This window comes from Thalassotalea sp. G20_0 (genome assembly GCF_017744175.1).
Classification (GTDB): domain Bacteria; phylum Pseudomonadota; class Gammaproteobacteria; order Pseudomonadales; family Endozoicomonadaceae; genus Endozoicomonas.
In genome coordinates this window covers 220894-239854 of record NZ_JAGHQV010000001.1, presented here as the reverse complement: position 1 = coordinate 239854, position 18961 = coordinate 220894, and the positions used below count along the sequence as shown (strand labels likewise).

The 18961-nt window shown below is 49.7% G+C and carries 14 protein-coding genes; 3 read left to right on the top strand and 11 right to left on the bottom strand.

Annotation, left to right across the window (positions count from 1 at the left end; translation table 11 throughout):
* Positions 1–27: 27 nt before the first annotated feature.
* On the bottom strand, positions 28–1977 hold the full coding sequence (gene acs / locus J7438_RS00915; RefSeq protein WP_209275070.1) for an acetate--CoA ligase: 1950 nt from the start codon (positions 1975–1977) through the stop codon (positions 28–30).
* Between the two features lie 364 nt (positions 1978–2341).
* On the opposite strand from acs, the gene J7438_RS00910 reads away from it, so the two are divergent.
* Positions 2342–5845, top strand: coding sequence for a PAS domain-containing hybrid sensor histidine kinase/response regulator (locus J7438_RS00910; RefSeq protein WP_209275069.1), 3504 nt, complete (start codon positions 2342–2344; stop codon positions 5843–5845).
* Here the strand turns inward: J7438_RS00910 and J7438_RS00905 are convergent.
* Positions 5842–6510, bottom strand: a complete 669-nt coding sequence (locus J7438_RS00905) for a response regulator (protein ID WP_209275068.1) — start codon at positions 6508–6510, stop codon at positions 5842–5844. The two genes, J7438_RS00910 and J7438_RS00905, sit on opposite strands and share 4 nt — an antisense overlap.
* Positions 6511–6678: 168 nt before the next feature.
* On the opposite strand from J7438_RS00905, the gene J7438_RS00900 reads away from it, so the two are divergent.
* On the top strand, positions 6679–7407 hold the full coding sequence (locus J7438_RS00900) for a hypothetical protein (protein ID WP_209275067.1): 729 nt from the start codon (positions 6679–6681) through the stop codon (positions 7405–7407).
* A 90-nt stretch (positions 7408–7497) separates the two neighbouring features.
* On the opposite strand, the gene J7438_RS00895 is transcribed toward J7438_RS00900, so the two are convergent.
* On the bottom strand, positions 7498–8157 hold the full coding sequence (locus J7438_RS00895) for a lysophospholipid acyltransferase family protein (protein WP_209199619.1): 660 nt from the start codon (positions 8155–8157) through the stop codon (positions 7498–7500).
* Positions 8158–8403: 246 nt separating this feature from the next.
* On the opposite strand from J7438_RS00895, the gene dinB reads away from it, so the two are divergent.
* Positions 8404–9531, top strand: a complete 1128-nt coding sequence (gene dinB, locus J7438_RS00890) for a DNA polymerase IV (RefSeq protein WP_286196276.1) — start codon at positions 8404–8406, stop codon at positions 9529–9531.
* On the opposite strand, the gene J7438_RS00885 is transcribed toward dinB, so the two are convergent.
* The 8 genes from J7438_RS00885 to J7438_RS00850 form a co-directional block, all read right to left on the bottom strand.
* Positions 9515–10135, bottom strand: a complete 621-nt coding sequence (locus tag J7438_RS00885) for a paraquat-inducible protein A (RefSeq protein ID WP_209275066.1) — start codon at positions 10133–10135, stop codon at positions 9515–9517. The two genes, dinB and J7438_RS00885, sit on opposite strands and share 17 nt — an antisense overlap.
* Before the next feature lie 100 nt (positions 10136–10235).
* On the bottom strand, positions 10236–11972 hold the full coding sequence (recJ, locus tag J7438_RS00880) for a single-stranded-DNA-specific exonuclease RecJ (protein WP_209199622.1): 1737 nt from the start codon (positions 11970–11972) through the stop codon (positions 10236–10238).
* A gap of 99 nt (positions 11973–12071) precedes the next feature.
* The gene (locus J7438_RS00875) at positions 12072–13310 is read right to left on the bottom strand and encodes a hypothetical protein (protein WP_209275065.1); all 1239 of its coding nucleotides are present in this window, start codon (positions 13308–13310) and stop codon (positions 12072–12074) included.
* Between the two features lie 101 nt (positions 13311–13411).
* Positions 13412–14800, bottom strand: coding sequence for a threonine synthase (thrC, locus tag J7438_RS00870; protein ID WP_209275064.1), 1389 nt, complete (start codon positions 14798–14800; stop codon positions 13412–13414).
* A 246-nt stretch (positions 14801–15046) separates the two neighbouring features.
* Positions 15047–16351, bottom strand: coding sequence for a homoserine dehydrogenase (locus tag J7438_RS00865; protein WP_209275063.1), 1305 nt, complete (start codon positions 16349–16351; stop codon positions 15047–15049).
* A 91-nt stretch (positions 16352–16442) separates the two neighbouring features.
* Positions 16443–16703 carry a hypothetical protein gene (locus J7438_RS00860; protein WP_209275062.1) on the bottom strand — a complete coding sequence of 87 codons (261 nt, stop codon included), beginning with the start codon at positions 16701–16703 and terminating at the stop codon, positions 16443–16445.
* A 426-nt stretch (positions 16704–17129) separates the two neighbouring features.
* On the bottom strand, positions 17130–17531 hold the full coding sequence (locus J7438_RS00855) for a hypothetical protein (protein WP_209275061.1): 402 nt from the start codon (positions 17529–17531) through the stop codon (positions 17130–17132).
* A 375-nt stretch (positions 17532–17906) separates the two neighbouring features.
* Positions 17907–18920 carry a type I asparaginase gene (locus tag J7438_RS00850; RefSeq protein ID WP_209275060.1) on the bottom strand — a complete coding sequence of 338 codons (1014 nt, stop codon included), beginning with the start codon at positions 18918–18920 and terminating at the stop codon, positions 17907–17909.
* Between the last annotated feature and the right edge of the window lie 41 nt (positions 18921–18961).

Below are 18961 nucleotides of genomic sequence, written 5' to 3'. Positions count from 1 at the left end.
GGAATACCGCACGACAATTGACAATTATTAGCTGGCCACCGCTTTATTCGCGATCAACTGGTTCACGACTTCAGGATCTGCCAGCGTTGATGTGTCGCCAAGGTTTTCGAACTCGTCAGCAGCTATTTTCCGGAGAATCCGCCTCATGATTTTTCCAGACCGGGTTTTGGGAAGTCCCGGGGCCCACTGAATAATATCCGGGGTAGCAATCGGCCCTATCTCTTTTCTTACCCAGTCCTTCAGGTTCTTTTTCAGGTCTTCACTGGTGTCTGTCCCGCTATTGAGCGTGACATAAACATAGATCCCCTGGCCCTTGATATGGTGTGGGAAACCGACAACTGCAGCTTCCGCCACCTGCTGATGGGCTACCATTGCCGATTCTATTTCTGCCGTTCCCATACGGTGGCCGGAAACATTAATGACATCATCCACACGACCGGTGATCCAGTAATAGCCATCTTCATCCCTTCGGGCTCCGTCACCTGTTGTATACATGCCTTTAAAAGATGAGAAGTAGGTTTGAACAAAACGTTCATGATCTCCATAGACGGTTCTCGCTTGTCCGGGCCAGCTATCCAGGATAACAAGATTGCCTTCTCCGGGGCCATGGATCAGACGACCCATATTGTCTACCAGGGCAGGTTGTACACCAAAGAATGGTCGTGTGGCTGAACCCGGCTTAAGGTCAGTAGCTCCCGGAAGTGGAGTGAGCATCGCAGCGCCTGTTTCGGTCTGCCACCAGGTGTCGACGATAGGGCAGCGCTCTTTACCAATGGTTGAGTAGTACCAGCTCCAGGCCTCGGGGTTAATGGGCTCACCTACAGAGCCCAGCAATCTGAGTGAGCTTCGATGAGTGTCTTTGATCACCGCATCGCCTTCTGCCATTAATGAGCGGATAGCCGTTGGTGCGATATAAAGAATATTCACACCGTGTTTATCGATGATTTTGCTGATGCGATTGGTTTCAGGATAGTTAGGCACTCCCTCATGCATCACAATGGTTGCGCCATTCAGCAAGGGGCCATAGGTGACGTATGAGTGTCCGGTAATCCAGCCAACGTCAGCATTGCACCAGAAGACTTCGCCGGGTTGATAGTCAAATACATATTGATGGGTCATGGAAGCGTATACCAGGTAGCCACCTGTGCTATGCATGACACCCTTTGGCTTTCCGGTAGAGCCTGAGGTATAGAGGATAAAGAGTGGGTCCTCGGCATTCATCTCCCTGGCTTCGCAGTGTGGAGAAGTGAGTGCCGTTAACTCCTGCCACCAGACGTCACGGTGACGATGCCAGGCAATATCAGCGCCTGTGTGCTTGAGAACAATGACCTTCTCAATGGTGTGTGTGTCGGGGTGTGTCAGTGCTTCATCGACGTTGCTTTTAAGAGGGACTGTGCGCCCGCCTCGAACACCTTCATCGGCCGTAACGACAATCTTAGCTTTTGAGTCAATGATTCTTCCTGCCAGTGATTCCGGTGAAAATCCGCCAAACACCACGGAATGAATGGCCCCTATACGGCTGCAGGCCAGCATCGCAACGGTGGCTTCGATGACCATGGGCATATAGATTGCTACCACATCACCTTTGCGAACACCCTGACTCTTCAATGCATTGGCAAAGCGGCACACAAGTTCATGCAGTTCCCGGTAGGTGACCTTTCTGGCTTCACCTTCATCATCCGGCTCCCAGATAATGGCCAGCTGGTCACCTCGCTCTTCCAGGTGCCGGTCAAGGCAGTTGTGGGACGCATTGGTGGTACCATCATAAAACCAGTTGATGCTGACAAAGTGGTCGTCAAAAGAGACTTTTCTCACTTTGGAGAAAGGCTGGAACCAGTGGATGCGTTGGCCATGTTCGCGCCAGAAGCCTTCAGGGTTAATGATGGATTGCTGATACATTTCCAGATACTGGTCGTTGTTAACCAGTGTGTTCTCAAGAGCAGCAGGTTTTACTGGATAAACGGACGTGTCAGACATATCACTTCCCTTAGTGTTGTTATTATTATTTAGTTCAAAATGACTCAGGGCGGTTTTTTATTTTGTTCAGGTTGAGTGATTGCTCACTAAAACGACTGTGAACGTATTTATTGAAGTATTCTCAGTTTAGGATTTGCAGGGATTTCTGGTATTAGACTTTGGTCTTAACTTCTATCAGATAAAGTATCCGGTCCCGATTTTGTGTAAACAATAACCCTATCACTATTTTGACTAATATCGAAAGTATCAGCCTTCCGACTGACGTACGATCAAGGGCGACATTCCACGGGCACCGGTGTATATTTCGCAGAGAAACGCCACAGAAAATTCTGCTTTGGCGGAATGACTTATAAGAATAATAGCTATGTCTGGATGGATACTGGCCCTTATTGCCACAGTGTACGTCGCCTGTCTTTTTATTGCGGCCTGGTTTGGTGATTATCGGGGGGCTGCTTTCAGAAAACGCTGGCAGCCCTTGATTTACAGCCTTTCTCTGGCTGTTTACTGTACTTCCTGGACTTTTTTCGGCGCTGTGGGGCAGGCCAGTGAAAATCTGTGGTCATTTCTTCCCATCTATCTTGGTCCCATCCTGGTTTTTGTTCTTTTCTGGAAGCTTCTGGTCAAGCTGATTACTGTCAGTAAACAGGAGAACATTACGTCAATTGCCGACTTTATCGCTTCCCGTCATGGTCGTTCCCACTTTATGGCGATTCTGGTGACCTTCATTCTGGTCATTGGTGTGCTTCCCTATATAGCGCTGCAGCTAAAAGCTATTGTGATGGGCTTTGCTCAGCTGACGGACGAAAATCCAGTATCCGGCCGATGGTCTCGGGAAGATCTGGCATTAGCCATCACCTTAACCCTGAGTGTTTTTGTCATTATGTTTGGTACCCGAAAGCTGGATGCTACCGAGCACCAGAATGGCATTATGACGGCTATTGCCTTTGAGTCTCTGGTCAAACTCTCGGTTTTCCTGCTGGTGGGAATCTGGGTTTCGTGGGCTGCTGTGGATCATATTAATCTTGATGCCATCATCCAGCCGGGTGACGGGAATGCCGGGGTCAGCTGGTTTGATAGTATTATCATGCCTACGGTAATGGCCATGGCAGCCATACTGTGTCTGCCCCGGCAGTTTCATGTCACGGTGGTAGAAAACAGCAGCATTGATGATTTCCATAAGGCTCGATGGCTGTTTCCCGCCTATTTGTTGTTACTGGCTCTGTTTGTGATACCACTGGCGCTGGCTGGCAATCAACTATTGGGCAGCGCTGTGCCCGGTGATGCCTATTTGATTGAACTGCCAAAGCTGATGGGCAACTTACCCATGGCTGTGCTGGCTTTTCTGGGGGGCGTGTCTGCTGCCATCAGCATGGTGATTGTGGCAACACTTGCTTTGACCACCATGGTATCCAACGAAATTTTAATGCCATTACTGCTGTGCAGAAATAATCACAGTTACCGGGACAGTAATGACTTTTACCGGTTCAGTGGCCTGTTGCTGACGGTAAGGCGTACGACGATTGTCATTTTATTGATGTTGTCATGGGTTGTTTATCGACTTCTGGAAGGCGCTGGTTCTCTGGCTGCTATCGGTCAGATGTCATTTTCGGCCGTTGCTCAACTCGCCCCGGTGTTGCTGGGTAGTCTCTACATCAGGGAAAGCAATGCCAGGGCAGCCGCCGGTGGCCTGTTAGTAGGTTTTATGGTCTGGCTTTTCTGTCTGGTGATACCTGTGCTGGTTGATGTTTCATGGCTGGGTACCAGTGTTGTTCAGCAAGGTGTTTTTGGTTATGAGTGGCTTAAGCCAGATAATCTTTTTGGTCTGGGGGTTACCGGTACGGTCACCGGAGCAACACTGGTTGCGCTGTCTCTGAATACCTTTGTCTATCTTTGTGGCTGTCTTTACCTGAGGCCGGGTATTGAAGAGAGAAGGCAGTCCCGGAAGTTTGTTGATGCGGTCCTTTCTGAAGATGGTGTTTTCCCGAATGCAGCCATTACGGTAGGAGAGCTTGAGCAGCTGGCCAGCCGCTTTGTCAGTAAAAACCGGGTGCAGGGTGTTATTCAGAGCTTTGAGTCCGGGGATAGAGGGCTGCTATTCGGAGCGCTGAATGGTCATAAGCAGGCAGGGCCAGAACTGGTGGCCGCGATTGAACGGTTGCTGGCAGGAACGCTGGGGGCGTCATCGGCCCGTATTGTGATGAAGTCTCTGGCGCATGGGAATGTCGCGCTTGAAGAAGTTCAGGCTATGGTGGATGAGGCCTCGGAAGTATTTCAGTTCAACCGGGAACTGCTGCAGGGAGCGATTGAGCATATCAGTATGGGGATCAGTGTGGTTGATCGTAACCTGGAGTTAGTTGCCTGGAATCAGCAATATCTGCAGTTGTTTGACTACCCGAATGACCTGATTAAGGTGGGTCGTCCTATTTCAGATATGATTCGGCATAATGCCCTGAATGGACTTTGCGGCACCGGGGATGTGGACCATCACGTCAATAAACGACTGTCATATATGAGGAATGGGACGGCCCATCGCTCAGAAAGGCGGCGACAGGATGGCAGGGTGATTCAGATTCAGGGGAATCCCATGCCCGGTGGTGGATTTGTTATGGCTTTCACCGATATCACCGGGTTCCGTCAGGTTGAGCAGGCCCTGAAAGAAGCAAATGAAAGTCTGGAGCATCGGGTGCAGGAGCGGACAAAAGAGCTGTCATTGTTAAATGTGCAACTTTTAGGGGCAAAGTCACAGGCCGAGAAAGCGAACCACTTGCGCTCGCGTTTTTTTGCGGCAATCAGTCATGACCTTATGCAGCCAATGAATGCGGCTCGACTATTTACTGCCTCGATGGAGCTGGAAGCAAAAGGCACCGTGCATGAAGAACTGGCGCAAAATATCAGCAATTCATTAAGGTCTGCGGAGCATTTGTTGACAGATCTGCTGGATATGTCGCGAATAGAAGCCGGTAAGGTGGCGGTGAATCTTCGGGATGTTCCTGTAATGGAGGTTTTAGAGCCCCTGAGGTCCGAATTTTCGCTGTTGTCGAAGGAAGGCAGGCTGATGTTCAGGGTGGTCAGTTCTGATCGGCGCATTAAAACCGATCCGGTGCTTCTGAGAAGAATCTTACAAAATTTCCTGACCAATGCGTTTCGTTATGTTGCCAACACCCATAGAACAGGAAAAGTGCTTCTGGGATGTCGTTTTATCAACAATCGACAGCTTAGACTTGAGGTAAGGGATAATGGGCAGGGCATCCCCCAAGACAAGCAGGCACTGATTTTTGCAGAATTTGAGCGTTTATCGACAGCCGTGAATGGGTTGGGGCTTGGGCTCTCCATTGCTAAAGGTATAGCTCAGATCCTTGAGGCAAAAATTTCCTTGTCATCGTCGCCGGGAGAGGGGGCTGTTTTTTCCGTTGTGGTTCCTTTGGTCTCTGGGAGTATTGTGGATCCCGCAGTGGTGTCTTGTGATCCTGATCAGGGGAAAATGGGGTTGAAGGTCCTGTGTGTGGATGATGAACCGGACATTATCAAAGGTATGGCCAGTCTGTTAACTCGTTGGGGGTGTCGGGTGGAGACTGCGCAAAGTCATCATGAAGCCATTCAGTCGCTTGAGATCATGACGCCTGATTTATTGATGGTGGATTACCAGATGGGGGATCAGGCCAGCGGTATTGAGTTAATAGAACGTATCCGTAAAAGATCAGGTTATCAAACAAGTGCTGTTCTGGTCACCGCTAATCAACAGGATGAACTGCGGCGGCAATGCCGGGAGCTGAATATCAGCTATTTGAAAAAGCCCGTCAAGCCAGCTGCCATGAGGGCCATTCTGAACCGTTATGATGTTGAAAAACACCAGTTAGAGACGGTTTAGTCTGCGGTTTTATGATCTTCCGGATCTTGACCGGGCATCTCAATTTCCAGCGCTTTGATGGCGATGACCGCCTGGGTCCTGCTTCTGACCCCCAGCTTTTTGAAAATGGCGGTCACATGAGCCTTGATCGTCGCTTCCGATACATTCAGGTCATAGGCAATCTGCTTATTCAACAGGCCTTCACTGATCATGCCCAGAACCCTGAACTGCTGTGGTGTCAGGGTTGCCAGTCTGGCTTCCATATCACTGCTTTGCCGGGATTCGACAGGTTGGAAGTTATCAGGCCACCAGTTTTCTCCATCCAGAACGTTGATAATGGCGGCTTTCAGCTCATCCAGCGGCGTAGATTTTGGAATGAAACCACTGGCTCCATGGTTTTTGGTTTTTTGTATGATCTGCTGGTCATCAGAAGCTGAAACAATGACAACAGGAACATCCGGATATTGCCCTCTGAGAAATATCAACCCGGACAGCCCGTGCGCTCCTGGCATATGCAGGTCCAGCAAGATCAGATCCGGTGAGGCATTGTTGTCCAGAAGCATTTGCAGTTCAGCGATTGAACCAGCTTCGTGGATCACAGGTTCCTTGAGCGCGTGACCAACAGAGGACTTGAGAGCAGTCCGGAATAAGGGGTGGTCATCGGCAATTATTATTGTGTAGTCCATTTTTTGAGATTGCCATTATCTGTTTGATCGGTCAATTAAATAACCTCTGTGAACCCGTCAAAGATTCAGAGGTTTATTAAAGTATAAGTAAATCGATTTCAGATGATGGAACTATTCTCTGTTGAGGCGGTCATATGTAGTGGATAAGTACTGAAATAAGGGCTCTAAATGGTTGGTTCGGTCAATTTTTCTTCAGTTCCAGTTGCTGTAGATCAGGGTAAATACACTAAGGAGTATTTTGAGGATTATGAATCAAAAGCTCAAAGCCTGGCTGAATTAAAAGAGGACCGGGAAAAGAGTCCAGGATGGAATACGGTCAAGACGGTTGCGGTTTCTTCCCTTGCGGCAGTTTCCCAGCTCGGACAACTGGTTGGTAGCATGTTTGGCCATACTGTCTTTGCCCTCCCATCTGCCCTGGTGGGTGGAATTTTCGGCTTTTGTGTTTATGCGCCCTTTATGAAGGCTGTGGATCATCTTTCGGGGAGAGAAAACACCAAGTCGTTCCTGGAATATACGATTACTCCAGCAAACATACTGAGTAATTTTATCTATAACCGGGTTACAGACCTTGCTTGTCGATATGTTGTGGGTTTCGGGCTTATGGTTGCGGTTGTGGAACCTGTTTATATCATCCTGGGCGGTCTGGCAGCAGGCACTTTATTGTCCCCATTAATTTACAATGACTTTAAAAATAATAACTCTAAAAATGTCGAGCATTTTATCGATGGTCCGGGAAATTTTTCAGTCAAGCTCAGTACACAGCACTATTTATGGCAAAAATTTGATGATTGGGCTGCGGGCATTAAAAGAACTCCTTTAACTCTTCATGATCGAATTGCAGCTCAAGTGAATGCCAGGCAGGTTTCTATCAAGGATTTGGCGGATCTGGTTGGCTGATGATAAAGGGCATTCGTTTCCCCTGCTGCTTTACAGGCGCTCAATAACGCCTGTTGTAAAGCACTACACCCATTCTCAGCAGGGCGAAAATTAATCACAGGCATTATGAAGTCGGTGCCTGGGATGACCCTGAAGGTTGCGCTTTATGCATTTTGGTGATACCGGACTAAAGCATTCCGGATGTTTACCATAAATGTCTGAGTAAAATGCCTGTATTTCTGAAAGGTCTTTTTCGATGTCCTCCCCAGGCTCGATAACAGGACCAAATCCTCCGGTTCTGTCCTTGAAATCCAGAAAGGCAAGTACAATGGGTATACCGGCATTTTTTGCCATATGGTAGAAGCCTGTGTGCCACCGCTCGCCACGTGCCCGGGTACCTTCAGGGCATATAACCAGGCCCAGCTTTCTGTGTTGCTTGAAAGTACAGACCGCCTGTTCTACCAGGCTGCCTCTTCTGCATCTGCCATTTCGATCCAGCGGAATCCCTCCCATCCAGCGCATAACCCAGTTGAACGGCCCCCAGAACAGGGTGTGTTTGCCCACCCAGTAACACTGTACACCGGTAGCAAGGCCAATCGCCATGCCATAGACAAAGTCCCAGTTACTGGTATGGGGAGCACCAACAAGCACGTACCTGGCCAGGCGTGGGGCTCTGCCCTGAATCCTCCAGCCCATCACTTTGAGAAACAGTTTTGCGAATAGAGAAAGGGTCTGGCTGACAATGGGTGTATTGAAAATTGTGATTTGCATAGTTCTGAGGGTGCCTTGCTATCCCGTTTACAGGAAGCGGTGTTGAAAGCTATCAAAAGAGCGATCGCTTTGAGCACAGCTTCATAACAGAAAATGAATGTATGCAGCCTTAACCAAAAGGATCCTTTTTTGTGGCAAGAAGTCTGCTGCAAAAAAGCCATCTGGGGACTGGTTAACAGGCAAGGAATTGCTTGCCAAAAGCATTCTGTATGTATATACAGTGCTTATCCCGGAGCTAATTGGAACATGATGGAAAGTAATGCCATTCTTGAGCAAAAGGTGGTCCAGAGAAAAATCATACATATCGATTTTGACGCCTTCTTTGCCAGTATTGAAATACGTGATAATCCGAGGTTGTCAGGAAAGGCGGTTGCTGTCGGGGGGGCTCCGGATCGTAGAGGGGTGATTGCCACTTGTAACTATGAGGCGCGTCGATTTGGTGTGCACTCAGCCATGTCTTCGGCCCAGGCGATGAGACTCTGCCCGGAGCTGAAGATCATTCCTCCCCGCTTTTCTGTTTATCGTGCCGCGTCTTCTGAAGCTCATGCCATTTTTCGCCAATATACTGATTTAATTGAACCTTTGTCCCTGGATGAGGCCTATCTCGATGTCACCGGAACGCATCTTTGTCAAGGCAGTGCCACCTTGATTGCCGAGGAAATCCGGCAGAAAATTTTTCAACAATTGCATGTCACCGTCTCTGCCGGCGTTGCCACGAATAAGTTTCTGGCCAAGATTGCCAGTGACTGGAATAAACCTAATGGCCTTTTTGTGATCACTCCGGAACAGGCGGATGATTTTATTTTCGATCTGCCCGTGAAAAAAATTCATGGGGTAGGGCGGGTGACCGCCGGGAAATTGCACAAAAAAGGCATCAATACCTGTGGGCAATTACGCCAGTATTCCATTCTTGAGTTAAGTCGCTGGTTTGGCAGTTTTGGTGAACGGTTGTGGGAGCTGTCCCGGGGGCGGGATGATCGTGAGGTGCAGACCAGTCGGCGCAGGAAGTCCCTTTCTGTTGAGCATACTTATGATAAAGACCTGGTGGGGCTTGCGGATATTACTGCACAGGTTATCCCGTTGCTTGAAGAACTTCAGGAACGTTACCAGCGTATTGAAAAGGAATACGAGGTGCATAAGCACTTTGTTAAGGTGAAGTTTGCTGATTTTACCCAGACCACCCTTGAGGAGAGTCTGCCGACAACCGGTGAAACTGTTATGGAACATTTTACTCAGTTGCTGGTAAGAGCCTGGGAGCGGGGAGGCCGCCCGGTCAGGCTTCTTGGCTTAGGGGTCAGGCTTGTGGATCTCCGTGAAGAAAGAGCGCTTGAGCAGCTGGAGCTTTTTGAAAAGAAAATCATGGGGCTGGTATAGTCTCCCGTTTTATTTCTGCCAGCTGTCCCATCACATTACTGACCAGACAATAAGCCACGAACCAATAAAAGCCAGAGTGCAGTGATGCATCAAATTGCACAATCTGCCTGGAATCGACATATCCAGCAGTTGTGGCATTGGCCGCCAGAAAGGCGATAAGCACACCAATGGCAAACACATCAGCCATGGACCATTTGCCCAGTAAACTGTTCAGCCTGAGCAGTCTCTGGTTTTCCCTGACAAAATTAGCCAGCAACAGGAAACCCAGTTTTGTCACCGGGATCACCAGGCTGAAGGTGACAATCAGTATTGCCACAAAATAATAGCCACTGTTCCAGAGATCTCCAGCGGTACCGAGAATGGAACGCTTCTTTTCATAAACAGTGGATGTTCCTTTAACATCCAGACGATTAAGGAACTGGGTAGCCAGACCCGCCATGGCAGGATGAAGGTTTTGCTGTTGAACGATATGCCTTGCCTCATTCAGCATTGCCTGACGATCAAGATCGGCCTTGATGGTCATCATGGGTTGAGTCACTCCCGGAATCAGCAGGCAAAGGGAGGTGATTATCATCAGCGTGAGTAGCCATCTGGAAGCTGTCATCAACGACCTCATTGTTCTTCTTAATAAGGAATAGATTCTGATAGCTCAGTTTGGTCTAAGTAGCTGCGTTTGTCAGCTTGCCAATCATGATGGGGCTATTTCATGCCGGTTCAAAATGTTCAACCATCAGTTGTAAGTTGTGCTGACCACGGAATTCATTAATATCGAGTTTATAGACAGCCTTGATCTGACGAATATTGGGATCAGGCCACACCCTGTTGTCAATATTAAAGGCAATGGCATCCAGCCAGAGTTCACTGCCGGGTATTTTGAGTACCATTTTGAGGTGCTTCTCTCCCACCAGTTTCTGCTGAATGATTTGAAATTGGCCATCAAAGCAGGGCTCAGGAAAACTTTGTCCCCATGGCCCCCCTTCGCGGAGGGTATAGGCGGTTGCCATGGTTACCTGGCCAGGCATCAGTTCACCGTCAGTGTGCACTTCTGCCTGAAGGTCTTCAGCGGTCAGTTGTTTTCTGACTTCAAGGTCAAAAGCCGTTTGAAATTCGTTGTATTTTGCTTTTGTTATGGATAGCCCCGCGGCCATGGCGTGACCACCAAATTTGATAATAAGCCCGGGGTTATCCCTGGCAATACTGTCCAGTGCATCACGCATATGCAGTCCCTGAATCGACCTGGCAGAGCCTTTCAGTTCTGGCTCTCCCACTGGATTATCTGCTTCAGCAAAAGCAATCACTGGACGGTTCAGTTTCTCTTTTACCCGGGAAGCCAGAATGCCAACCACGCCCTGGTGCCAGCTTTCCTGAAACAAACTGACGCCCCATGGCAGGTCTGTTTGCTGGTTAAAGCGGATTTTCTCCAGCTCTGCCATGGCCTGACTGTGCATACTGCCCTCAATGGCTTTTCGGTCACGGTTAAGACCGTCCAGCTCAACGGCTAACTCCCTTGCCCGGTTTATATCGTCGCAAAGGAGCAGTTCGATACCAATCGACATATCATCCAGGCGTCCAGCCGCATTAAGTCTTGGACCCAGGGCAAAGCCCAGGTCAGACGCGACCAGTTTTTCAGCATTTCTACCGGATACCTCAATCAGCGCTGTAATGCCCGGTCGACAGCGGCCAGAACGGATACGGGCAAGCCCCTGGAATACCAGTATGCGGTTATTGCTGTCCAGCTTGACCACATCAGCCACTGTGCCGAGGGCAACAAGGTCGAGAAGTTCAGCCAGATTGGGCTCTGTGTTCTCCTGAAAATAACCCCGTGACCGCAACAGGGTTCGCAAGGCACACATCAGGTAGAAAATAACGCCTACCCCGGCGGTATTTTTGCCGGGAAACGGGCAGTCTGGCTGATTAGGGTTAACAATCGCATCGGCTTCAGGCAGTTCGCGACCCGCCAGATGGTGGTCGGTAACCACAACTTTCATCCCTCTGCTTTTTGCTGCCAGTACACCGGTAAGGCTGGAGATGCCATTATCGACGGTGATTAATACATCCGGTTGAAAGGGCAGGGCGGCTTCAACAATTTCAGGGGTCAGGCCATAACCATAGTCAAAGCGGTTGGGCACCAGAAAATCGGCATGGCCACCCATGCTCCTCAGCGCCAGAACAGCGAGAGCACTGCTGGTGGCACCATCGCAGTCGAAGTCGCCAACAATTAACATGCGCTGCTGGTTGATAATAGCCTCAGCCAGAATGTCAGCGGCTTTATCAATATCCCTGAGTTGCCGGTAGTCGCTTAACTGTTGCAGCTGGCGAGGCAGTTCATCCTGAGTTTTAACGCCCCGGGCACTGTATATTCTGGCCAGCAGAGGATCCATCTCTGGCGTGAAGCAACAGGTTGAGAGGTCGTAGGTACGGCGGATTATATTCACAGGCATAAATGAAACAACAGGCGATGAAGCGAAAGGAAGTGTCAGGGTAACACAGTTTTCGTTTAGCGGGGGCGAAATAGAGAGCCTGCAAAGCACCGTAATGGATTACTTTGACGCGTTTATCTTCCGTCTCAGTTCAGCCATATAATGCACATGTGACCGACTATGACGGCCATACAATGTATTTTTCCCCGTGGCTTTATGAGCGTGAATTATGGTCCGTCGACCAAGGATGGTTGGAGCCAGGCGTTTATGCCATCGCTTATAGCCAAAGGGGGTGTTAATAAGGTCATGGTGAATCAGATAGTTGTCAATCAGTCCGTTTTTGGCCAGCTCCTTGTCATCTATTGTCAGATTTTTTATTGCTTTTCGGCCCAGTGCGACCGGGTTGAATGTTCGACCCGGAACCCTGTTTTTCGCGGCGCTGTATTGAACCAGGCCGCCGCCCAGAGAGTGCCCGACTAAAAACAGCATACCCAGAGAGTTATCAAGCCCCATGGCTTTCAGCGTTGCTTTGGAATGGGTCATACTCTTGATTAACTCCACCAGTCTGGATGCCTGGCGGTAGCAGTCCGGGATTTTATATCCCAACAGGTTTTGCCAGTCAGCCTTGAGTTGGGCGCGCAGCCGACCGGATTTTGTTCCTGTTTCCTGACCGTTTTCATCAAGCAGTTTGCTTGCACCATTGGCTGAATTGGTTCCACCAAAGACCAGTGTTATTTTATGGGTGACTTGATTAATCGCCATAACTGCAATTAGCCCTGTCGTATGATCAATGATCATGCCAGAGGGCAGCAGGGTTATATTCCGGAAGCATTCGCTGGTTGCCATGTCTTGCTGCTCAGGGGTAAGTGAACTCGTTTTTTGCTCCGGGCAATGGTCTTCTTTTGCACAACTGAGGATTTCTTCGAAAAAACGGGGCTCAATTTTATGGTGCAATGCTTCTGATCGATCGGTATCACTACTGTCCATCAGAATGTTTTCAGCTTCCCTGACTATTTCCCAGCAACGGACCGGGTCGTGGTTGAGTTTGTACGGGATTTGGGCAACGGCTGAGTCGATAGCCAGCTCTCTGAGTTGCTCCGGATTATTGGGCAAAGGCACTTGTTCCCAGTACAGCCCACTCATCAGTGGCGGGGTTATTGCAGGAATCTGGCGTATTGATCGATGCAATAATGCCATTCCTGCCTTGAAGTTCATCTTCAATGATGACATCCACCGGGTAAACTTCTGGCCAAGAGACCGTTTTACCTGGTGTCCCTGATGATGCCCTGTGGGCTCTTGCGTCGAAGTGTCTGATGACGAGGGTGAATTTGCGGAGGGGGGAATTTTATCAGGTTTCATTGGTGACAGTTTCCAGAACACTCCCTGTTCTGGATCGGCAGAATCACAACTGCTTGAAGGCGAAACCAGCATGCACTTTGCAGGCGTGATGGTTTTGAACGTCAGGTGCTTTGGATGAAAGTCTTGAGAGATGAAAGTTCGTTGTCAAGAATATCGTAACGCTCCTCCCGCTCAAACAAATCAGCCATATAAGCTGGCAGTGCTGGTGCGTCCAGGCCCGCTTTGACGATTGCGTCAGGGAATTTTACCGGGTGGGCGGTTGCCAGGGTTACCACTGGCGTTTCTCTGGCCAGCCTAACTTCTTCTGTTGCCCGGATACCGGTTGCTGTATGGGGGTCCGCAAGATACCCGGTGTTATTATACAGGGCACTGATCGTATCGCAGACCTGCTGATCATCAGAACGGCTGCTATCAAACAGTGCTCTGATGGCCTGCCATACATCATTATCAACACGGATATTTCCAGTTTCCCGAAAACCAGACATCAATTCCGCCAAAGTGTCGCCATTACGGTTATGCATATCAAACAGCAGGCGTTCAAAGTTACTGGAAACCATGATGTCCATACTGGGCGACAGCGTCTGCTGCAGTGCTTCCTTGCGGTAGTCATTGCTCTGGAAGAAACGGTGGAGAATGTCATTGTGATTGGTGGCAACAATCAGTTTTTCTATGGGCAGGCCCATTCCCCGGGCGATATAGCCTGCAAAGATATCGCCAAAGTTGCCGGTAGGCACTGCAAAGCTGACAGGTTGATCCGGCGCACCAAGGGCCAGGGCCGCGTGAAAATAATAGACAATCTGGGCCATGATTCTGGCCCAGTTGATGGAGTTAACGGCAACGAGCCGGGTGTTTTCCGGCAGGAACGACTGGTCGGCGAAACATCTTTTCACCATATCCTGACAGTCATCAAAATTGCCCTGAATGGCAATGTTGTGAACATTGCTGTCCAGAACCGTCGTCATCTGACGACGCTGAACTTCTGATACCCGTTGATAAGGATGAAGAATAAATATATCCAGATGATCGCTGTGGCGACAGCCTTCGATGGCTGCCGATCCGGTATCACCAGACGTTGCACCGAGTACTATGGCCTTTTCATTACGCTCTGTCAGTGTGTGGTCCAGAAGGCGACCCAGCAGTTGCAGTGCAAAGTCTTTGAAGGCCAGGGTTGGGCCGTGGAAAAGTTCCATAACCCACTGATTGGCACCCAGTTGCTGAAGTGGTGCGACAGCCTGATGGCTGAACCCGGCGTAACTGTCATCAATCATCTGCCTGAGTTTGTCATCCGGGATGGTTCCGCCGACAAAAGGCTGGATGATTTCAAAGGCGAGCTTATGGTAGGGGAGCCCCTTTAGTGACCGAATAGTCTCAGCGCTGAACTGTGGCAGGGTTTCTGGTACGTAAAGACCACCATCATCCGCCAGCCCGGCCAGCAGAACATCCTGAAAATCTTTGGTGTGTCCCTGTCCTCGGGTACTGATGTATTTCACTGGGAATTCCGTATATCTGTTTATGAAAACTCTGACAGCACCATTTACCAGCCATAGGAGGGTACTGCAAAAGGTATAAAAGCCTTGAACCACAAAGGCACGGAGGCACAAAGGAAGCCTTTTTTTGTTTGCCGAGCCTGGATCAGCCAATCCCGGAAAAGCTTTGTGTCTTTGTGCCTTTGTGGTTCCCTTCTCTTTAAGGCCTTTCGCAACACCCTCATAGGGTAAGTGGATGGATAAGTAGCTTCAGGCCATGGTTTCAACACGAATTCGGGTGATGGGGGATTTAATATCCTCCAACGCTTCGAGTTCAGAGATAGCTTTGTCCATGGTGCCTTCAAGAGTACGGTGGGTGAGGATAACGATATCCGCACAACCATCATCTTCACGAGTGACTTTCTGGGTAATGGCATCGATATTAATGCCGTGGCTGCTCAGCACCTGGGTAACGGCATTCATTACTCCGGGGTGATCGTCGGCATGGATGCGCAGATAAAAACTGCACACTGTGTCGGTAATCGGCAGTACCGGAAGGGTGTCGCTCAGGCTTTCCGCAGAGAAACCCAGGGCATTAACGGCAGCGTCAGGAGCGTCAATGGTTCTGGCAATATCAACGATATCGGCGATCACGGAAGATGCCGTGGGTTCAGCACCAGCCCCGGGGCCGCTGTACATGGTCTGGCCAACTCCATCCCCCTGAACCACAACTGAGTTCATCACACCATTGATGTTGGCCAGTGGGCGATCGGAAGGAATCAGGGTCGGGTGAACCCGCAGTTCAATGCCATTGGCAGCCTTGCGGGCAACACCAAGGTGTTTGATTCTAAAGCCAAGAGAAGCCGCATACTGGATGTCACTGGGCGTGATTTTGCTGATGCCTTCGGTATAGGCTTTGGTGAACTGCAAAGGAATACCAAAAGCGATGGAGGCCATAATAGTCAGCTTGTGACAGGCATCAATACCTTCGACATCAAACGTTGGATCTGCTTCAGCGTAGCCCAGCGCCTGTGCTTCTTTCAGAACATCGGCAAACGGACGGTTATGGTCGCCCATTTCCGTCAGGATATAGTTGCCGGTACCGTTAATAATACCCGCCAGCCAGCTAATGCTGTTCGCCGACAGCCCTTCCCTCAGACACTTGATGATGGGAATGCCACCGGCAACCGCCGCCTCATAGGCGACAATGACATTTTTATTACGGGCAGCCTGGAAGATCTCGTTACCATGTTCGGCAATCAGGGCCTTGTTGGCAGTGACCACATGTTTTCCCTGGTCGATTGCCGTCAGAATCAGCTCTTTGGCGACATCATAGCCACCAATAGTTTCTACCAGAATATCAATTTCAGGGTTGTGAGCGACTGCAAAAATATCCCGGGTAACGTTGGTGTACCCGGTGTCGCAGTCAGAATTATCCCGGCGGGCACCAACCTGCTCAACAATCACAGGACGGCCGGCCCGGGCAGTAATAATTCTGGCGTTACGTTGAAGTACATTGAAGGTGCCACCACCAACAGTACCAAGTCCACAGATACCTACTTTGACCGGTTTCAAGGTGTTCCCCATATTCATTGTTATGATCATTCCCGGTAATACCGGTAGGGATTATAACCTTAAACAGGTTTTTGATGCGATATGGACGGTGTCATTCGCGGGCACTGTCTCGCAGTAATGTCATGGCGTCTTCATAATTGGGGGGATCCGGGAACAGGTCTTTGTAGGATGGTGGAGCGTTAAGGGGATCCATTGAGTCCGAAGATGCACGCATATCAGCCTTGTCCGGCAAGGACTTCTTGTCAATCACCCCAGTGGCCGTAACCGGGGCTGTTGTTACCGGCTCTGTTGTTTCCTGATCTGTTGTGCCGGTAATGTCTCTGGCAGGCGTATCGTCCTGATCAGAAGGCAAATTGTCTTCCTCGGAGTCATTATTAGCAAGACATGATGATCCCTGTAGATGTTTTGCGCACAAATATCCCACACCACCGAAAGCCAACCCACTGACAATTGTTATTCCCAAGGTGGTTAGAGAACAGAAGGTTGTTGCAGCTAAACATTTGTTGCAATCAGTTACATTTCCATATTTCAAGCAGTACATGCAATCTTTGAAGTTCCAATTGGTGATTGTGGACCCCAGGTAACTACCAGCGCCAAGGCCAGCAGTGGCGCCGCAGACCGAACAATTACGACGGTTGACAGCCGGGTCGGTGATGGGGTCGGTGACGTATCTGGTGATGGTTTGTGCAGTGGGTGCATTAAGCATTTTGCGATTTACTCCGCTTAACGGATTTAAAAACAACAGGCAGTGTATGCGCTGTCACGTATGGCTATTGAATTATGCTACGTCGCGCACTGAGTTAATTGCCTCTTCATAAGCGGGAGGGGCGTGGCTCAGGTTGTCGTAGATTGGTGGATAGGGAGGGGAAGCCATTGAATCCGGAGATGCAGGCAAACGATTTTCGTGCAGCAAGGGTTCGACATCAATCACTGAAGAATCCTTACCTGGCGCTGTTTGCTCCTGATCTTCCGAACGAGTAGAGTGCCTGTCAGAGAAAGGGCCTTTCGGATGACACAGTGCCTTGGCCAGCCTGTAGCCATCTTTGGAAGAGTAGAGTGATCGCTGTTCCTGAGTTGCACATGTGTACCCCAAAGAGCCCAGAGTCAACGCCCCTGCCAGACCGCCGACTATTACCATTACTCCGGATATGCCGGCGATAGCGCACACTTTGCCGGTCATTACACAGCAATTGAAACAGCAGTCTGCTTTTTTCAGATTTCCAATACAGCAGCAACAGTCTTTGACAAAATTCGTGCAAGTACAGGAAGTGACTTTGACTCCTGTGAAAATGCCTAAACCCCCGCCAGTATCAAACCCGCAGAGGAAACCTCCATCCCAGCAGACTTTTGGCTCGGTCATTTGTCTGGTGATAGTTTGTGGAGTAGGTGCTGTCAGCATAACCCTGCTTCCTCATCGCAATTCTGAATTCAATGTCCATGTAGACAGAATTTTTTGGCAAGAGTTCACTGATATTTTTGAGTGGAGGCAGTTAGCTTAAAAGGCAGGAAGGAATAAGGGTGGTCTGGACACCCTTATCATAAGAAGAAATGGCAATCAGATAGAGACTTCACCAGCCAGACTGACACTGAGCATGGCTTTAACCGCGTCGGTGCCAAGACCCAGAGAGTAAAGGTGATGAAGTTTACAGAACATGGCTTCGGTAGTGGTATCCAGGCCTCCCACAATACCTGCTTTGGCCAGTGCTGAGCCTGCTGCATAGCTACCCTGGTGAACTGTGCCCCGGTGACACTGGGTCAGGTTAACAATCAATTTTCCTGAAGCGGTTGCCCTGGCAAAGGTGTCCAGCAGGGCATGGTCAGCGTCAGGGCCATTGCCTGTACCATAAGTACGCAGAATAAAGGCATCCATGGGTTGATTCAGCGCAGACTCCATCCACCGGGCAGTAATGCCAGGGAACAGCTGCAGAATGCCAACATGGGTTTCACCGTCGCAATCAAGCTGAAACTTTTCAGCTTCCTTTGGCTGCCACAGGAGCGTTTCATTGAGTTCTACATGGATATCTGCCCGGCCAAGCCAGGGGTAGTTGGGGCTGTCAAACGCATCAAAGAGATAGGCGTTCAGTTTACGGGAACGGTTGCCGCGCAAAAGGCGGCCGTTGAAATACAGGCAAACCTCTTTGATTCGGTCATCAGTCGCCACGGTCAGGGCACCAACCAGATTTTCCAGACCATCGGTGCGGGCTTCACACAGAGGAATCTGGGAGCCGGTAAAGATGACCGGCTTCTGCAGGTTTTGCAGCATAAAGGAGATCATGCTGCAGGAATAAGCCATGGTATCGGTACCGTGCAGGACGACAAAGCCATCAAACTGCTCATAGCGGCTGGCGATATCAGCGGCGATTTGCTCCCAGTTACCCGGGCGGATATTGCTGGAGTCGATCAGCTGAGGGTACTCAAACAGTTCGAACGCTGGCAGGCTGGCCATCACATCAGGAGAAAGCTTCTCTTCCAGCAGCCCCATCAGATTATCCCCGGGCGCATAGCCGGAATCTGAAGGGCGCATACCAATGGTTCCACCGGTGTAAGCAACGTAGATTTTCTTGCTCATGAATTTTCCTGATTAAGATCAGCCTCATAGTATAAACGGCG

Excerpts from the sequence above, each read along its gene's own strand:
- acs (WP_209275070.1), bottom strand. The coding sequence starts at position 1,977 with ATGTCTGACACGTCCGTTTATCCAGTAAAACCTGCTGCTCTTGAGAAC.
- J7438_RS00910 (WP_209275069.1), top strand. The coding sequence starts at position 2,342 with ATGTCTGGATGGATACTGGCCCTTATTGCCACAGTGTACGTCGCCTGT.
- J7438_RS00905 (WP_209275068.1), bottom strand. The coding sequence starts at position 6,510 with ATGGACTACACAATAATAATTGCCGATGACCACCCCTTATTCCGGACT.
- J7438_RS00900 (WP_209275067.1), top strand. The coding sequence starts at position 6,679 with ATGGTTGGTTCGGTCAATTTTTCTTCAGTTCCAGTTGCTGTAGATCAG.
- J7438_RS00895 (WP_209199619.1), bottom strand. The coding sequence starts at position 8,157 with ATGCAAATCACAATTTTCAATACACCCATTGTCAGCCAGACCCTTTCT.
- dinB (WP_286196276.1), top strand. The coding sequence starts at position 8,404 with ATGATGGAAAGTAATGCCATTCTTGAGCAAAAGGTGGTCCAGAGAAAA.
- J7438_RS00885 (WP_209275066.1), bottom strand. The coding sequence starts at position 10,135 with ATGACAGCTTCCAGATGGCTACTCACGCTGATGATAATCACCTCCCTT.
- recJ (WP_209199622.1), bottom strand. The coding sequence starts at position 11,972 with ATGCCTGTGAATATAATCCGCCGTACCTACGACCTCTCAACCTGTTGC.
- J7438_RS00875 (WP_209275065.1), bottom strand. The coding sequence starts at position 13,310 with ATGAAACCTGATAAAATTCCCCCCTCCGCAAATTCACCCTCGTCATCA.
- J7438_RS00855 (WP_209275061.1), bottom strand. The coding sequence starts at position 17,531 with ATGACCGGCAAAGTGTGCGCTATCGCCGGCATATCCGGAGTAATGGTA.
- J7438_RS00850 (WP_209275060.1), bottom strand. The coding sequence starts at position 18,920 with ATGAGCAAGAAAATCTACGTTGCTTACACCGGTGGAACCATTGGTATG.